The sequence below is a fragment of the Hypericibacter terrae genome (assembly GCF_008728855.1).
Lineage (GTDB): Bacteria > Pseudomonadota > Alphaproteobacteria > Dongiales > Dongiaceae > Hypericibacter > Hypericibacter terrae.
Genome location: NZ_CP042906.1, coordinates 3,024,061 through 3,040,051, shown reverse-complemented (window position 1 = coordinate 3,040,051; position 15,991 = coordinate 3,024,061). Strand labels below are relative to the sequence as shown.

The window sequence follows — 15,991 nt, the reverse complement described above, 5'->3', positions numbered from 1 at the left end:
CCCGATGTCAGACCGGCGCGTCGGCGACCTTGATCAGGAGCTTGCCGAAATTGCGGCCCTTGAGCTGGCCGATGAAGGCGGCCGGCGCGTTCTCGAGGCCGACCACCACGTCTTCCTTGTATTTCAGCTTGCCCTGTCGCAGCCAGCCGCCGACCTCGCGCAGGAACTCGTCGGTCTGATCGGCGAAGTCGGTGACGATGAACCCCTGCATGCGCCAGCGCTTCACCAGGATGGTGCCGATCAAGGCCAGCGTTCGGTCGGGTCCCGGCGGCAGGCCGGTGTCGGAGTAATTGGCGATCTGGCCGCAGACGGGGATGCGCGTGAAATTGTTCAGCAGGGGATAGACCGCATCCCAGACATGGCCGCCGACATTCTCGAAATAGATGTCGATGCCCTTCGGGCAGGCCGCCTCGAGGCGGGCGGGAAAGTCGGCGGCCCGGTGATCGAGCCCGGCATCGAAGCCCAGCTCATCGACGACGAATCGCGTTTTCTCCGGCCCGCCGGCGATGCCGACCACGCGGCAGCCTTTCAGCCTGGCGATCTGGCCGACGGCCGACCCGACGGCGCCTGACGCCGCCGCGACCACGAGGGTCTCGCCCGGCTTCGGCTGTCCGATATTGAGCAGCCCCGTATAGGCGGTCATGCCGGGCATTCCGAGCAGACCCAGCGCCGTCGAGATCGGCGCTGCCTTCGGATCGAGCTTCCTCAGTCCCTCGCCGCTGGCATGCGCATATTCCTGCCAGCCGGTATAGCCGACGACGAAATCGCCGGGTGCGAAATCCGGCTCCCGCGAGGAGAGCACGAGGCTGACGGTCCCGCCATCCATCACGCCGCCCACATCGACCGCGGGCGTATAGGAGTCGCCCTCGTCCATGATGCCCCGCATATAGGGATCGAGCGAGAGCCAGAGGGTCTTCAGGAAAAGCCCCTGTACCGGGCGATCCGGGATATCGGTCGTCGCCAGACGGAAGTTCTCCGGCGTGGGTTCGCCGAAGGGACGGGAGGCGAGCAGGATCTGGCGATTCTTCAACATGGTCGCTGGGCCGCCTCCGCGGACGCTGCTGCCGGCGCTAATCGCCGGCGACGAACTCGGACCAGGTCCCGTCCGAATTGATCGAGAGCCTCCAGCCGGCGTAGTAGCCGACCTCATGGCCCTCGATATACTGATCCTCGAGCCGGCCGCCATAGAGCTTCTGGAGGTCGGCGATCTCCTTCTTGGTAAGCTTCTCATAAGGGATGTCGGCGGCCGTCGGCCAGGTGAAGACCTCACCCTCGGCGCCCTGATAAACCGAACAAGGCATCTTCAGAAGGGCGGCCATGATCGGCCGCACGTCGTCGCCCTGCTTCTTCAGGCTTTCCCAATAGGAGATGGGCTCGATGTCGTCGCCCACCGAGGCGGCGAAGGCATTGCGATCGATCAGCGGCGAGAAGGCGCCGAAATCCTTCTCCTTCGTCGCGGCGATGATGGCATCGCGGGTCTTGGCGACGGGATTGGGAATGTCGGTGCAGCGGACTGCGTCCTGCGCCTGCGCGGAGGCGCCGAACAACAGCCCCAGCAGGCCGATGACCGGAAGGAATCCGGCTCTTGTGAACGAACCGGAAAGTCCCGAAACTCGCGTGAACGACACCCTTGCACCCCATGAACCCCGGTCCCTGGCGGAACCGGACACCACCCGATGGCAATTCTATAGCGGCTTGACGTTGCAACCAAGCGCGCCGCCTAATTCCGGCCGACGATGAAAAAAGAGCCGGCGGCTTGGCCGTGCGGCCGACAGGGGGAGGCAGCGCCGTGGAACATGTCGAGCGGGCTCTGGATTTTCGGTCGGTGCTGGGCGAAGGCCCGCTCTGGCGCGAGGCGGAACGGAGGCTTTACTGGCTGGATCTGCGCGCGCCCTCGATCTTTCGTTTCGATCCCGCCAGCGGGCGCAACGAGACGCTGAAGGCCAGTCTGCCGACGGGGCTGGGGGGAATGGTGTTCGATCGTCAGGGCCGCTGGATCGTCGTCGACGATAGCGGCCTTCATCGTCTCGATCCGAAGACGGGCCAGCGCACCGATATCATCAACCCCGAGGCCGGCCGGCCGGAGAACAGTTTCAACGACGCCAAGGTCGATCGGCGCGGGCGCTTATGGACCGGGAGCTGCAATCAGGATTGGGTCACGCCGACCGGCAGCTTCTACATGCTGGACCAGGCCGGCACGCTGTCGGTCATCGATCGCAAGATCGGCTGCGCCAACGGGCCGGCTTTCAGCCCCGACGGAAGGCGCGCCTATTGGACCGACAGCCCCGCGCGGGAGATCTATTGCTACGATATCGATCCGGCGAGCGGCGCCGTGGGACCTCGGCAGAGTTTCCACAAATTCGGCGCCGTGGCGGAGCAGCCGGACGGCATGACGGTCGACGCCGATGGCCATCTCTGGGTCTCTCTCTGGGATGGCTGGTGCGTGGCCCAGATCCGTCCGGATGGAAAGTTGGAGCGGCGCGTGAAGGTCCCCGTGCCGCAGCCGAGCGCCGTCGGCTTCGGGGGCGAGGGGATGAAGCAGCTCTTCATCACGACCGCCTCGCTCGGTCTGACCGACGAGCAGCTTCGGGCGTCGCCGCTGTCGGGCCATCTGCTGGTGGCCGATGTCGGACAGCGCGGCATCGCCGAGCCCGACTACGGGGGATGAGCGGCCGTCCGGCAAGGAGCGGTTTGCACCGAGCCGGTGATTTTCGAGGTGAACTGAACGCATCGGAACGCTGCGAATGCGATTGGCTCGCAGTCGTCAGCTTTCCGACAGCCGCGCTTGCCATTCTCCCCGGCGCTGCGGGCAACCTGTCGCGCCTGTGACGGCCGCCCGCAATGCTATCGTCGCCTTGTTTGCAATTCCGGGGACCCCATCTCATGTCTGCGCTGCTCTATGCTGGCGTCCCCTCGCCGGAGAAGATCGTCATGTCGAATGCTTCCGTCCGCGTCTGGGATCTCCCGACGCGCATCTTTCATTGGTTGCTGGCGGCCTCAGTCCTGGTCGCCTATATCACCGGCGGCGAACGCGGGACGGCCTTCGTCCTCCATGTCGGCGCCGGGCATCTGATTCTCCTGCTGCTGTTGTTCCGCATTTTGTGGGGCTTCATCGGCAGTCCCTATTCGCGCTTCGCGGACTTCGTCTATTCCTGGCGCTCGACTCTGACTTACCTGAAGGACGTCGTGCGCCTCAGGCCCACCCACTTCGTCGGACACAACCCGCTCGGCGGCTTGATGGTCCTGGCGATGTTTCTTCTCCTGCTGGCGATCGTCGGCACCGGTTTGTCGAGCGCGGCCGCGCGAGGCTATCAGGCGGGCGCGCCGCTGATCGCGGCCATGGGGAGCGGCAGCCGGGCCATGGGCGACATCCATGAGACGCTGGGCTCGCTCATCATGATCCTGGCGGGGATTCACGTTGCCGCTGTCTTCGCCCATTGGCTCTTTGCACGCGAGAATCTCGTGCGGGCGATGGTCACGGGACGCAAGAGGCTCGCGCGGGAGTCGACCGCGGTGGATCGTCCCTTCGCCGGGCGCGCTCGGTTGGCGATCATGGCCGTCCTGGTGCTGGTGACCGCCGTGGGGCTGTTTGGCCAATTCGACGCGACGGTCCTGTCGACCCGGCCGACCCAGCCTCTGAGCCAGACCGGCGAGGCCGCTTCCTCCGATATGGCCGACGAGCAGACGCAAAATCCCGACTCCGAGATTCCGGAATGACATAAAAGCCCTGTCGGCCAGAGGGTCGGCAGTCCTCCTGAGCCCATGATATAGTCGGACCTGCTCCGGAAACGGAGCAGGTTTCGTCATGATCATGCGTCGCAGAAAAGTGAGGATTCGTGGCCGCATCTGTCGCTCCGCTCAACCCCGAGGCGCTCTATCGCCGTTGTGAACCCGCCGAACTTCCGTTCCAGACGACGGCCGACCTCAAGGACCTTCATCGCATCGTCGGGCAGGAGCGGGCGCTCGACGCACTGGAATTCGGCATCGGGATCCGCCGCCAGGGCTACAACCTCTATGCGCTGGGCCCCGGGGGAACCGGCAAGCACACCATCGCCTTCGGCTTCCTTCAGCAGCGCGCCCGCGCCGGCGAGGTGCCGCCCGACCTCTGCTATGTCAACAATTTCGAGGTCTCGCACCGGCCCATCGCGCTGAAGCTGCCGGCCGGCCGGGGCAGCAAGCTGCAAAGCGAGATGCGCGGCCTGATCGAGGATCTGCGTGTCGCCATACCGGCCATCCTGGAAGGCGAGGAGTATCGCAACCGCCGGCAATTGATCGACGAGACCACCAAGAGTCGCCAGGCTGAAGTCTTCGAGCGGCTGCAGGCCGACGCCCAGCCGAAGGGCATCGCGCTCCTGCGCACGCCCATGGGCTTCGCCTTCGCGCCGGTTCGCGACGGGGCGGCGCTCAGCCCCGAGGATTTCCAGAAACTTCCCGAAGCCGAGCGCAAGCGAATCGAGGCCGACCTCAAGGCGCTGCAGGATGAGCTCGAGGAAGCGCTGCGGAAATTTCCGACCTGGGAACGCGAGCGTCGCGACCAGGCGCGCGAGCTCGATCGTCAGGTGACGAGCGCTGCCGTCGCCAGCGGCATCGCCGTGGTGAAGGATCATTTCCGCGATCTGCCCGACGTGCTGGCCTTTCTGGATGCGGTCGAGAAGGACATCGTGGACAATGCCGATGCCTTCCTGCCGACCGAGGGCGAGAGCCAGGGCATGCCGGGAACGCCGCGGCTGTCGCCGGCGGTGCGCGACCGCTTCCGCCGCTACCGGGTCAATCTCCTGGTCGATCACACCCACCAGGTCGGTGCCCCCGTCATCTACGAGGACAACCCGACCATGCCCAACCTGGTCGGACGGGTCGAGAACCTGGCCGAGCTGGGCGCCTTGATCACGGACTTCACGCTGATCAAGGCGGGCGCGCTCCATCGCGCCAATGGCGGCTATCTGATGCTCGACGCGCAGAAGCTGCTGGTGCAGCCCTATGCCTACGAAGCCTTGAAGCGCGCGCTGCGCGCACGCCAGATCACGATCGAATCGCCGGGCCAGGCCTTGAGCCTCGTCTCCACCGTCACGGTCGAGCCCGAGCCCGTCTTCCTCGACGTCAAGATCGTGATCGTCGGCACGCGCGATATCTATTATCTGCTGGCCGCGCAGGATCCGGAGTTCAACGACCTGTTCAAGGTCGCCGCGGACTTCGACGACGACATGCCGCGCGAGGGCGAGGCGGTTCTGGCCTATGCGCAGCTCATCGCCACGATCGGCCGGCGGGAAGGGCTGAAGACGCTCGATCGAGCCGCGGTCGCGCGGCTGATCGAGCAGGCGGGCCGGATCGCCGACGACAATCAGAAGCTCACCACGCGGTTCGGCGACGTGGCCGACGTGATGCGCGAGGGCGATTATTGGGCGGGCAAGGCCAAGCGCGAGGTGATCGGCGCCGACGACATCGAGAAGGCGATCGACCAGCAGATCTATCGCTCGGGCCGGGTGCGCGAGAAGTCGCTGGAGATCATCGATAGCGGCATCGTGCTGATCGATACGGCCGGGAGCAAGGTCGGGCAGATCAACGGGCTTTCGGTCCTGTCGCTGCCGAACTTCTCCTTCGGCAAGCCGAGCCGTATCACGGCGCGGGTCCGGCTCGGACGGGGCGAGGTGATCGACGTGGAGCGCCGGGTCGAGCTGGGAGGTCCGACCCATTCGAAGGGCGTGCTGATCCTCTCGGCCTTCCTCGCCGCGCGCTATGCCAGCGACCAGCCGCTCTCCTTGTCGGCGACCCTGGTGTTCGAGCAGTCCTATGGTGGGGTCGACGGCGACAGCGCCTCCTCGGCCGAGCTTTATGCGCTGCTGTCGGCGCTCTCCGAGCTGCCGATCGACCAGTCCTTCGCCGTCACCGGCTCGGTCAACCAGTTCGGCCAGGTGCAGGCCATCGGCGGCGTCAATCAGAAGATCGAAGGTTATTTCGATGTCTGCCGCCATCACGGGCTGACCGGCAAGCAGGGTGTGCTGATCCCGTCGACGAATGTCCGCCATCTGATGCTGCGGCGGGACATCGTCGAGGCCGCGCGCAACGGCCAGTTCCGGATCTATCCGATCGAGACGATCGATCAGGGTATCGAGCTGCTGACCGGTTTCCCGGCGGGTGCGCGCGAGGATGACGGAAAGTTTCCCAAGGGCAGCGTCAACCGGCGGGTCGAGGATCGGCTGATCGCGCTGGCCCAGCAGCGCCGCCGCTTCGGGGCCGGCGGCGACAACGGAGCCGAGACCGGACAAGGAGGCAGGACATGACCGCGGAACGCGAAATCGCCGCCGTACGGCGCATCCTGGTGGCGCTCGACGCCTCGCCCGAGAGCATGGCGGCGCTGGAGCATGCGGTAACCCTCGCCGCGCGCCTACATGCCGAGCTCGAGGGCCTGTTCATCGAGGACGAGGATCTGATCAATCTGGCCCGCCAGCCCTTCGCCCGCGAGGTCTGCCGCCTGACCAGCACGGTCCAGAGCCTGGACGCGGCCAAGCTCGAGCAGGATCTCCGCAACCAGGCGGGCATGGCGCGCAATGCCCTCCGGATGAAGGCCGAGGCGCTGCGGCTGCGATGGTCCTTCCGGGTTGTTCGCGGGCGCATCGAGGGTGCCATCGAAGCAGCCGCCGGTACGGTCGATCTCCTCGCGATCGGCCGTCGCCAGCGGATGATCGAGGGTCAGGCCCTCGGGCGCTCCTCGACCGAGATGGCCAAGCGCCTCGGCTGCTCGGTGCTGATGGCAATGCCCACCCAAGCGCGGGCCCAGGCGCCGATCGCCGTCGTCTTCACAAGTTCGCCCTGCGGCGACGCCGCGCTCGATCTGGCGCAGCGCACCGCGCGCGAGGAGAAGCGGCCCTTGCTGGTCATCGTCCCGGCCAAGGACAAGGCCGAGTACGAGACGCGCCGGCGCCTTCTCGAGGAAGGCATCGGCACCGATCCGAAACATATTCTGATCCGCCCCGCCATCGGCCCCGATGGTCAGGCCTTGAAGCGGGCGCTGCAGCGCGAACAGCCGCAGCTGTTGGTGCTGGGCTGCGACCTCGCCGGGCAACTGCCGCCGGAGTTGGCGGAGTTTGCCGCCGGCTCGAACTTCCCGGTGCTGGTGATGCGCGGGTCGCTTTGACCTTCAGGCTTCAACCCCGCTGCGCCGGGCTGCTCGCGCTGCAGGAGGGTGCGCTGTGCTCAACGCCTCGAGGAAGGCGGACAGCACCGCGGTCGCCATGGCGCCCCTTCGCTTCACCACCTCGAAGGCGGAATTGAAGGACAGCTTGGTCGCCATCAGTGGCCGCATCTGGCCCTGCGCCACCCAACCCGCCGCATAATGCGCCGGAAGATAGGCGACATAATGGCCCGACAGCACCAGCATCGCGAGCGCTTCCATATAATCGGTCGTCGTCGCAGCCTTGGGCGTGAAGGGGAGGCGACGTCTCGCGCCTTCCATATAGCCGCGGTCGGCGAAGGCTGCCGTTTCAATCTCGGCCACGGTCAAAGCGCGTTCGGGGCGTTCGAATAGCGGATGACCCCGCCCGCAATAGAGGGTTTGGCGCTCCAGGAACAACGGTGCGTAGGTGAGGCCGGCGACGTGATGGTGAAAGGCGCCGATAGCCGCCTGCAGCCTGCCGTCCAGCACGGCCCGCTCCAGATCGTGGGGCCCGGCGATTTGCAACCGCAGTGTCACGTCCGATGCCTGGGCTTTGAAGACGCGGATCGCCTCGACCAGCCGGCAGTCCGGATTGGTGCTCGTGCTATCGACGACGCCGATATGGAGTTCGCCCCACATCGCGCCCCGCAAGGTTCCGACCTCGGCGCTGAAATCGGAGAGGCGCGCAAACAGCCGCTGGGCCGCTTCATAGACGATCTGCCCTTTGTCGGTCAGGCGGAATCCGACGCGACCCCGCTGGCAGACCCGCATGCCCAGCCGGGCCTCCAGATCGGTGACGAGGGAGCTGATCCGGGATTGGCTCAGATTGAGCCGCGTCTGGGCGGGCGTGAATCCGCCCGCCTCGACGATGGTGCAGAACACCCTGAGGAGCTTGAGGTCGATGTCGGCAAGTTGAAGGCGCATTCGCGCTACATCTGGTTTTAGGAATATGACGGTTCGTTTTTTCTGATTTAAAGCAACTATCGTCCGGCGGACAATAGTCTTCGCGAGGCGGCACCAGAACCGCCATTCCTAAAAGATCGCGTCGGGGAGAGGGACGATGGCCAAACATCAGGCGAATCCACAGCCGGTGGATGCGGCAGTCACGCCGCGTTTCGGCTCGATCCCGACATTCATGCGGCTGCCGCATCTTCGGGACCCGAGCCAGCTCGATATCGCGCTCATCGGCGTGCCCTGGGATGGCGGCACCACCAACCGCGCCGGCGCCCGACATGGGCCCCGGGAGATCCGCAACATGTCGAGCTTCATGCGCAAGGTTCACCATGTGAGCCGGATCGCGCCCTACGAGCTTGCCCGCGTGGCCGATCTCGGGGATGCGCCGGTCAATCCGATCGATCTGATGGACAGCCTGGCGCGGATCGAGAAGTTCTTCGCCAAAGTCCATGCCGGCGGCTGCATTCCGCTTTCGGCCGGAGGCGATCATCTGATCACGCTGCCGATCTTCCGCGCCATCGCTGCCAAGCGCGCGATCGGCATGATTCATTTCGACGCCCACTCCGACACCAACGATCGCTATTTCGGCGACAATATGTACACCCACGGCACGCCCTTCCGGCGCGCGGTGGAGGAGGGACTGCTGGACCCCAAGCGCGTGGTGCAGATCGGCATCCGTGGCTCGATCTACAGCGCAGACGACATGGCATTCGCCGAGAACTCGGGGATGCGCGTCATCTATATGGAGGAATTCACCAAGCTCGGTGTCGAGAAGGTGATCAAGGAAGCGCGTCGCGTGGCGGGGCGAGGGCCGACCTATATCAGCTTCGATGTCGACGGGCTCGACCCTGTCTATGCGCCCGGCACGGGCACGCCCGAGATCGGCGGTATGACCACGCTGGAGGCGCAACATGTGCTGCGCGGGCTTCAGGGCCTCGATCTCGTCGGCGGCGACGTGGTCGAGGTGTCACCGCCCTTCGATCCTTCGGGCAACACTGCGCTGGTCGGCGCCACCATCATGTTCGAGATTCTGTGCCTTCTTGCCGATGGTGTCGCGCGCCGACGCAAGGGTAAGAAGAAATAGCGCCGGAAGGCGCGGAGGGGACGACATGGCCAAAGCCCGGACTGAGACCGTGCTGATGAGCGAGATGGCCTGGCCCGAATTCGGCCAGAAGATGAAGACCAATCCCGTCGTGTTCGTGCCTTGCGGCGCCATGGAGCAGCATGGTCCGCATCTGCCGCTGTCCGTCGATGCGATGCTGCCGACCGATATTGCACGCGAGGTCGCGGAGGAGGTTGGCGGAATTGTTGGCCCAACCCTGACCATGGGCTATCGCTCCTATACCAAATCTGGCGGCGGCCCGCATTTCCCCGGCACCATCAACCTCGATGGCGCCACGGTCATCTCGATCGTTCGCGATGTCATTCGCGAGCTGGTCCGCCATGGCGCCCGCAAGCTCTGCTTCATCGTCGGGCATTACGAGAACCAGTGGTTCGTCAGCGAGGGCATCGATCAGGCGATGCGCGAGGTGGGCGACCAGGGCGTACGGATCATGCGGCTCGAATATTGGGATTTCTGCACATCGGAAACGCTGGCCAAGGTCTTCCCGGACGGCTTCCCCGGGGTGGCGTTGGAGCATGCGGCCGTGATGGAAACCTCGCTGATGCTGCATTACCACCCGGAGATGGTGCGCATCGACAAGATCCCCGACAATCCGGGCGCCGAATTTCCGCCCTACGACATGTATCCCGCGCATGCCCATTGGGTGCCGAGCTCGGGCGCACTGGTATCGGCCAAAGCGGCCACGCGGGAGAAGGGGGTTCTCATGGCCCAGCAATATCGCCGGGACATCGCGGCCGCTGTCCGCAAGGAGTTCGGCGGCGGCAAGAGGAAGGCGAAGGCCGGCGGCAAGAGCCGCTGACGGATCGGCATTTCATATTAGCATTCCAAGGGCGGCATCGGACGCAACCGGCGCAAGGCCCAGGTCCAACAAGGACATTCAGGGAGGGAAACTATGCGCAGACTCTTGATAGCACTAACTTTGCTGGCGGGCGTCGCTATGACCGGCGCGTTCGCGAGCCAGCCGGCTCAGGCCGCCGGCCCCGATCATCTCGATTGCGCCTATCCGTTCTGGGTCGGCTTCGGGCCGGTTCATCTGGCCAACGAGCTCGGCTATTTCAAGGAGGAAGGCATCACCGTCAACGAAATCATCGATGACGATATCAGCAATGCCTACGCCGCCATGGAGCGCGGCGACATCGACTGCTATCTGCGCAGCGTCGGCGAATATCAGGGGCGCCCGCGGACGCCCGAGATGCAGGGCATCATTATCGGCACGATCGATGAATCGAATGGCGGCGACGGCGTCGTGGCCGACGGTTCGATCAAGTCGGTCTGCGACCTCAAGGGCAAAACAGTCGCGACCGAACCCAATCTGCCGGCAACGCTCATCCTGCAGATGGCGATGAAGAGCAAATGCAACCTGACCTTCGACTCCCTCAACCGCGTCGATATCGCGTCCCAGGACGCTGGCGCCATCTTCGCCGATCCCAGCGTTTCCGCCGTCGGAGCTTACGAGCCGGTCCTGACGCAGGCGGTCCAGGCCCACAAGGACCGGGGGGCCTATGTCATCGTCTCGTCCCGCGAATATCCGCATCTGATCACCGACACGATCATCGCGCGGACCGACAATCTGAGGAGCCAGCCCGAGAAATACGTGAAGTTCCTGCGCGCGATCTACCGGGCCATCGACTACATCGGCAAGGAGCCGGAGAAGGCGATTGCCATCATGGCGGCGCAATTCAAGCTCTCGCCGGAGGAGTTCAAGGAAACCATCGCCAACATCAACTATATCGGCTTGGATCAGTCGGTTGAGTTGATGGGCACGGACGGCAAGCCGGGCAAGCTCCATGACATCTTTACCGAGATCATGCAGCTCAACATCGAGAATGGCGCGGCCGACATCAAACTCGAGGCAGACAAGCAGATCGACAACGGCATCATCACCCAGGTCTGGAAGTCGCGTGCACAGTAGGGCCGCCACGACCCCGGCATCCGAAGGGGGTGCCGGGATCGGTCTTGCTCGAGGCGCGACCTGATGACCGAGTCCAAGCGGAGGCCGAAATCCGGCTCGGCGACCGAGAGCCAGTGGCGCACCTTGTTCCGCTTTCGCGGCAAGGCTCGATCGGATGTGGAGTTGACGATCGGTGTGGCCAGCTTTGTGGCGATACTGCTGGCCTGGACGGCGGTGGCGGAGCTGCGGTGGATCGCGCCGCAGTTCCTGCCGTCGCCTCTCATCGTTCTTCAAGCCATCTATCGACTCTTCACCGGCCAGAATTTCGCCGCGGACATCGGCATCTCGATCTTTCGCGTATGGGTGGCCTTCATCGTCTCGGCTCTGATGGCGATTCCAATCGGTATCCTGATGAGCTCCTACCGGATCGTCGGCGCAGTGACCGAGCCTGTGATCGATTTCATCCGCTATCTGCCGGTGCCGGCTCTGGTGCCGCTGACTCTCATCTGGCTGGGGATCGGCGAGATGTCGAAGATCACGTTGCTCTGGCTCGGCACCTTCTTTCAGCTTGTCCTTTTGATCGCCGATGACGCGCGACGGGTGCCGAAGGAGTATGTCGAGACCGGCCGGACGCTCGGCGCGAATGATCGGGAACTGATGCGCGACATTCTGCTCCCGGCCATGCTGCCCAGCATGGTGGACAATCTGCGGATCACGCTCGGTTGGTGCTGGACCTATCTCATCATCGCCGAGATCGTCGCCGCCAGTTCCGGTATCGGTTTCGTGATCTGGTCGGCCAAGCGCTATGTGAAGACTCCGGAAGTCTTCGCGGGCATCCTCGCCATCGGCATCATCGGCCTGGTGACCGACCAGCTCATCCGCTGGCTCCATCGCAAGGCCTTCCGGTATCTGGGATCGTGAGCCCCATGACCCCTTTCATCGCCATCGAGCGGGTATCGAAGGCGTTCGGCTCGGATGCAGGTCCGGTGCCGGTCATTGACGATGTCTCGTTGACGATTGCGGAGGGGGAGTTCGTCGTGTTTCTCGGTCCCTCGGGTTGCGGCAAGACCACCTTGATGCGGATGGTGGGCGGCCTCGATCATCCCAGCGAGGGATTGATCCGGCTGGCCGGCGAGCCGGTGACGGGGCCGAGCCGGGCGAAGGGAATGGTGTTCCAGTCCTATTCCTCCTTCCCCTGGCTGACCGTTCTTAAGAACATCCGCTTCGGGCTCAAATATCGCGACGACGTCTCCGAGGCTGAAGCGGACAGGATCTCGCGCCACTATCTCGAGCTCGTCGGTCTCACGGCCTATGCCGAGTTCTATGTCAACAGAGTCTCGGGCGGCATGCGCCAACGGGTGGCGATCGCCCGCACGCTGGCCGCCAACCCGCAGGTTCTGCTGATGGACGAACCATTCGGCGCGCTCGACGCGCAGACCCGCGAGCGGCTCCAGGTCCAGCTGCTTGACATCCGCCGGGCGGAGCGCAAGACGGTGATTTTTGTCACCCACGATGTCGACGAGGCGATCTTTCTCGCAGATCGAATCGTGGTGTTCTCCGCCCGGCCGGCGCGAATCATCCGTGATATCAAGGTGGCAGAACGGGTCCCGGGCGAAAGGACGTTGGACAGCCGAGAAGGGCGGCCCTTCCTTGATCTGCGCCGCGAGATCCTCGCGATCATCCGGGAGGAGGCGCAATACAACGAAGCCGCGCTGATCGCGGCGGGATGAGGACCAGATGGGTCAGTTGAACGGAAAGACGGCGCTTGTCACGGGCGGCGCGCGTGGCATCGGGCGTGCGATCGCGCAAGCGCTGGCGGCCGACGGTGCTCTGGTGTCGGTTGCGGATGTGCGCGATTGCACCGAGACTGCAAAAGCGATCACGTCGGCGGGCGGCCTCGCTCTCGAGTTTTCCTGCGACGTTGCCCGCGAGGATCAGGTGGAGGCCTTGTTTCGCGACGCGATCGAACGGATGGACGGGGTCGATATCGTCGTCAGCAATGCCGGCGTCATCCTGGAGAAGCCGTTGCTGGAGACGAGCTTGGCGGACTATGAGCGCGTGATGGGCGTCAATCTGCGCGGCTGTTTCCTGGTCGGTCGCGCCGCGCTCCGCCAGATGAGCATCCAGAAATCAGGCCGGCTCATCAACATCGCGTCTGATCTTGGGTTCGGGCCCCGCGAGAAGTTCTCCGTCTATTCGGCCTCCAAGTCGGGCGTGCTGGGTTTCACGCGGGCCTGGGCGCGGGAATTCGGGCCGCACGTGCTGGTCAACGCGATCGCCCCCGGACCGGTGGATACCGAGATGCTGGCGCTCGACCAGATGAGCCCGGAATGGCGCGCCAAAGAGGAGCAGATCCCCTTGGGTCGCGTCGGCAAGCCCGCCGAGATCGCGAGCGTCGCGCTGTTCCTGGCGGGACCGGGCGCCAGCTTCGTTACCGGCCAGGCGTTCGGCCCCAATGGCGGCAGCGTAATGCCCTGAAGGGCTTCAGCGGCGGCGTTTCGGCCAGATCCCCAGCACGCCGCCGGTCAGGGCAGCGGCGGCGACCGTGACGCCGACATCGATCCAGGCGGCGGGCCAGGTCGCCGGGATGAAGGCATAGTGGAGCAGGACGGCGCTGCCAGCGAACGCGATGCCGGTGAAGAGTCCCATGGCGAGGCCTTGCGCCAGACCGGGTTTTTCCATGGCCGCCATGAGCCAGGCCAGCCCGTAGGCCGAGACCAGGCCGCAGCCGATGGAGACGGCGAAGCGCCAGCTGCGCCCCTGCATCTGCTCGGGCGTCATGCCGAGGCCCGCCAGCCAGGCGGGTCCGAACAAAAAATGGTACCAGACGAAGCCCAGAACCTGCTGCAGCAGCACCGCCAGCAACACCGCAAAATGATTGATCTGTCTCATCTTCCTTCGCCTCGACGGTGATCGGGTCCCGAGGGCGCCGTTCTTAGCATGGGCCGGGGGTCGTGGCGAACTGGCCGCAGGCCGACCGCTTCGTTAGAGTGACGGCCGTCGTCGAAACGAGAGACCTGCATCCATGGCGCTGCCGCTTATCATCGATACCGATCCCGGCCAGGACGACTGCATCGCCATTCTCCTGGCCCTCGCTTCGCCGGAACTGAAGGTGCTGGGCCTGACGACGGTGGCAGGCAATGTGGCGGCGCCCCTGACCGCGCGGAACGCGCTGCGGATCTGCGAATTGGCCAAGCGCGGCGACGTTCCGGTCTTTGCCGGCTGCGAGCGGCCGCTCCTCAATCAGCCCTATCATTCGCCGGAGATCCATGGGGAGTCGGGCCTCGACGGCGCGCATCTGCCCGAGCCGCGGATGAAGCTGCAGCCGCAGCACGCCGTGGATTGGTTGGTCGAGACCCTGATGGCCCGCGGCGATCATGCCACCATCATCGCCGCGATCGCGCCCCTGACCAATATCGCGATGGCCCTGCGCCGGGAGCCCCGGATCGCGAATAAGATCGCCAAGCTCGTCGTCATGGGGGGCTCGCTGCGTGTGGGCGGCAACATGACGCCGGCCGCGGAATTCAATGTCTTCGTCGATCCCCACGCGGCCCAGATCGTCTTCGACAGCGGCATCGAGATCGCGCTCTTTCCGCTGGACGTGACCTGGAAGATACGGGCGCGCCAGGAGCATGTGGATCGGTTGCGGGCGTCGAAGAGTGCAGCCGCGCGCACCGTCGCAGACCTGATGGATTTCTATCTCGGTACCGAGGCCATGGCTGAAGGCGGCCTCGGCGCGCCGCTCCATGATGCCTGCACCATCGCCTGGCTGCTCGACCCGAAGCTGTTCCGCGGCTCGCGCCTCGCGATCAAGGTCGAGACCGGAAGCCCGCTCACGCTCGGCATGACCGTCCCCGACTGGCGCGGCCTCTGGGGCGGCCCCGCCAATGTCGAAGCCTTCGAGGAAGCGGACGCGCCGCGGATCTTCGATTTGCTGATCGAGAGACTGGGGCGGCTATAAAGCGTGCATTGGGCGACCCGCTACGCCCGCATGCCGATGGCCGGTCGGAAGGGAGGTCCCTCAAACGGCAAGAGCGGTGGCTCCCAGCGGCTGAATTTCGTTGTGAAGCTCCCTTCCCCGCGGGTCAGGGCGCTCAAAGATTTCGCATAACCCAACAGGTTGGCCAACGGCACTTCTGCGGTGATGACTCTCTCTTCGCCCTGGGTTTCCATGCTGTCTATCAGTCCGCGCCGACTGTTCAAGTCGCCAATGACATCGCCCATATAAGCGTCCGGCGTTATCACATCCGCAATCATGATCGGTTCAAGCAAGGTCGGCCGGGCTTTTGGAACGGCTTCGCGATAGCAAGCGCCCGCAGCGATACAAAAGGTCGCTAACGGTGCATCGGCATTTTGGCGCTCGGCGTCCATCAGCGTTGCCCGGACGCCGATCATCGGATAACCCGCGACCGGTCCGGACTGCATCGCGGCCTTCAAACCCTTTTCGACAATCGGAAGGATCTCGCGGATGAGTTTGTCACTGTTCGGCACGCTTCCGAACGAAATATCTTCGCCTGTGGGCAGAGGCTCAAATCGGACTCTAAGGCGGACGAACGCGTCGGGGCCGCCTATTTCCAGTTTATGAACGCAATCTGACTCGATCGCCTGCGTAATGGTTTCGCGATAGGACACCTGTGGAGGCCCGACATTGACCTTCACGTGAAATTCTCGATCGAGACGCGTGAGCGCGTCTTGAAGCTCGGTTTCTCTCTGCGTGCCGACAATGATCTGTCGGTTGTCACGATCGATGCTGCAATGAAAGGAGTCGTCACCTGCGGTGAGTTGCGCGAGGGCGTCGGCCATCCTGCCCCAATCGCGCTTCACGCTGGGCTCAAGTGTGACTGTTACGAGGGGCAGCATTGAATCACCCATC

At 64.6% G+C, this 15,991-nt stretch carries 16 protein-coding genes; 11 read left to right on the top strand and 5 right to left on the bottom strand.

Annotated elements, in window-relative coordinates; genetic code table 11:
* Window positions 1-7: 7 nt before the first annotated feature.
* Both FRZ44_RS13860 and FRZ44_RS13855 read right to left on the bottom strand, forming a co-directional pair.
* Entirely contained in the window at window positions 8-1,033 is a 1,026-nt protein-coding gene (locus FRZ44_RS13860; RefSeq protein WP_151177754.1) for an NADP-dependent oxidoreductase, read from the bottom strand.
* A 37-nt stretch (window positions 1,034-1,070) separates the two neighbouring features.
* Window positions 1,071-1,628, bottom strand: coding sequence for a hypothetical protein (locus tag FRZ44_RS13855; protein WP_151177753.1), 558 nt, complete (start codon window positions 1,626-1,628; stop codon window positions 1,071-1,073).
* Between the two features lie 161 nt (window positions 1,629-1,789).
* On the opposite strand from FRZ44_RS13855, the gene FRZ44_RS13850 reads away from it, so the two are divergent.
* From FRZ44_RS13850 to FRZ44_RS13835, 4 genes are all read left to right on the top strand, one after another.
* Complete coding sequence (locus FRZ44_RS13850; protein ID WP_191908090.1) at window positions 1,790-2,668, top strand: SMP-30/gluconolactonase/LRE family protein; 879 nt, start codon at window positions 1,790-1,792, stop codon at window positions 2,666-2,668.
* 215 nt (window positions 2,669-2,883) lie between these two features.
* Entirely contained in the window at window positions 2,884-3,717 is an 834-nt protein-coding gene (locus FRZ44_RS13845) for a cytochrome b/b6 domain-containing protein (RefSeq protein WP_191908089.1), read from the top strand.
* A gap of 119 nt (window positions 3,718-3,836) precedes the next feature.
* The gene (locus FRZ44_RS13840; RefSeq protein ID WP_151177750.1) at window positions 3,837-6,278 is read left to right on the top strand and encodes a Lon protease family protein; all 2,442 of its coding nucleotides are present in this window, start codon (window positions 3,837-3,839) and stop codon (window positions 6,276-6,278) included.
* Window positions 6,275-7,132 (top strand): universal stress protein, encoded by an 858-nt coding sequence (locus FRZ44_RS13835; protein WP_151177749.1) that lies wholly within the window; start codon window positions 6,275-6,277, stop codon window positions 7,130-7,132. Before FRZ44_RS13840 ends, FRZ44_RS13835 begins: the two co-directional genes overlap by 4 nt.
* A 3-nt stretch (window positions 7,133-7,135) precedes the next feature.
* On the opposite strand, the gene FRZ44_RS13830 is transcribed toward FRZ44_RS13835, so the two are convergent.
* The gene (locus FRZ44_RS13830) at window positions 7,136-8,074 is read right to left on the bottom strand and encodes a LysR family transcriptional regulator (RefSeq protein ID WP_151177748.1); all 939 of its coding nucleotides are present in this window, start codon (window positions 8,072-8,074) and stop codon (window positions 7,136-7,138) included.
* 136 nt (window positions 8,075-8,210) lie between these two features.
* On the opposite strand from FRZ44_RS13830, the gene speB reads away from it, so the two are divergent.
* The 6 genes from speB to FRZ44_RS13800 all read left to right on the top strand — a co-directional run bounded on the left by speB (window position 8,211) and on the right by FRZ44_RS13800 (window position 13,596).
* A complete protein-coding gene (gene speB / locus FRZ44_RS13825) occupies window positions 8,211-9,188 on the top strand; it encodes an agmatinase (RefSeq protein WP_151177747.1) in 978 nt (325 codons plus the stop codon).
* Window positions 9,189-9,213: 25 nt separating this feature from the next.
* The gene (locus FRZ44_RS13820) at window positions 9,214-10,026 is read left to right on the top strand and encodes a creatininase (RefSeq protein ID WP_151177746.1); all 813 of its coding nucleotides are present in this window, start codon (window positions 9,214-9,216) and stop codon (window positions 10,024-10,026) included.
* Window positions 10,027-10,119: 93 nt separating this feature from the next.
* A complete protein-coding gene (locus tag FRZ44_RS13815; protein WP_151177745.1) occupies window positions 10,120-11,139 on the top strand; it encodes an ABC transporter substrate-binding protein in 1,020 nt (339 codons plus the stop codon).
* A 63-nt stretch (window positions 11,140-11,202) separates the two neighbouring features.
* Window positions 11,203-12,039, top strand: coding sequence for an ABC transporter permease (locus FRZ44_RS13810; protein ID WP_151177744.1), 837 nt, complete (start codon window positions 11,203-11,205; stop codon window positions 12,037-12,039).
* 5 nt (window positions 12,040-12,044) lie between these two features.
* Window positions 12,045-12,848 carry an ABC transporter ATP-binding protein gene (locus FRZ44_RS13805; RefSeq protein ID WP_191908088.1) on the top strand — a complete coding sequence of 268 codons (804 nt, stop codon included), beginning with the start codon at window positions 12,045-12,047 and terminating at the stop codon, window positions 12,846-12,848.
* A gap of 7 nt (window positions 12,849-12,855) precedes the next feature.
* Entirely contained in the window at window positions 12,856-13,596 is a 741-nt protein-coding gene (locus tag FRZ44_RS13800; RefSeq protein WP_151177742.1) for an SDR family NAD(P)-dependent oxidoreductase, read from the top strand.
* A 6-nt stretch (window positions 13,597-13,602) separates the two neighbouring features.
* Here the strand turns inward: FRZ44_RS13800 and FRZ44_RS13795 are convergent, their stop codons facing one another.
* A complete protein-coding gene (locus FRZ44_RS13795; protein ID WP_151177741.1) occupies window positions 13,603-14,010 on the bottom strand; it encodes a DUF1761 domain-containing protein in 408 nt (135 codons plus the stop codon).
* Between the two features lie 133 nt (window positions 14,011-14,143).
* Here FRZ44_RS13795 and FRZ44_RS13790 point away from each other — a divergent pair, with 133 nt between their 5' ends.
* Window positions 14,144-15,079: a nucleoside hydrolase gene (locus tag FRZ44_RS13790; RefSeq protein ID WP_151177740.1), complete on the top strand. Its 936-nt coding sequence runs from the start codon at window positions 14,144-14,146 to the stop codon at window positions 15,077-15,079.
* Between the two features lie 20 nt (window positions 15,080-15,099).
* Here the strand turns inward: FRZ44_RS13790 and FRZ44_RS13785 are convergent, their stop codons facing one another.
* A complete protein-coding gene (locus tag FRZ44_RS13785) occupies window positions 15,100-15,921 on the bottom strand; it encodes a translation factor GTPase family protein (protein WP_407657975.1) in 822 nt (273 codons plus the stop codon).
* Between the last annotated feature and the right edge of the window lie 70 nt (window positions 15,922-15,991).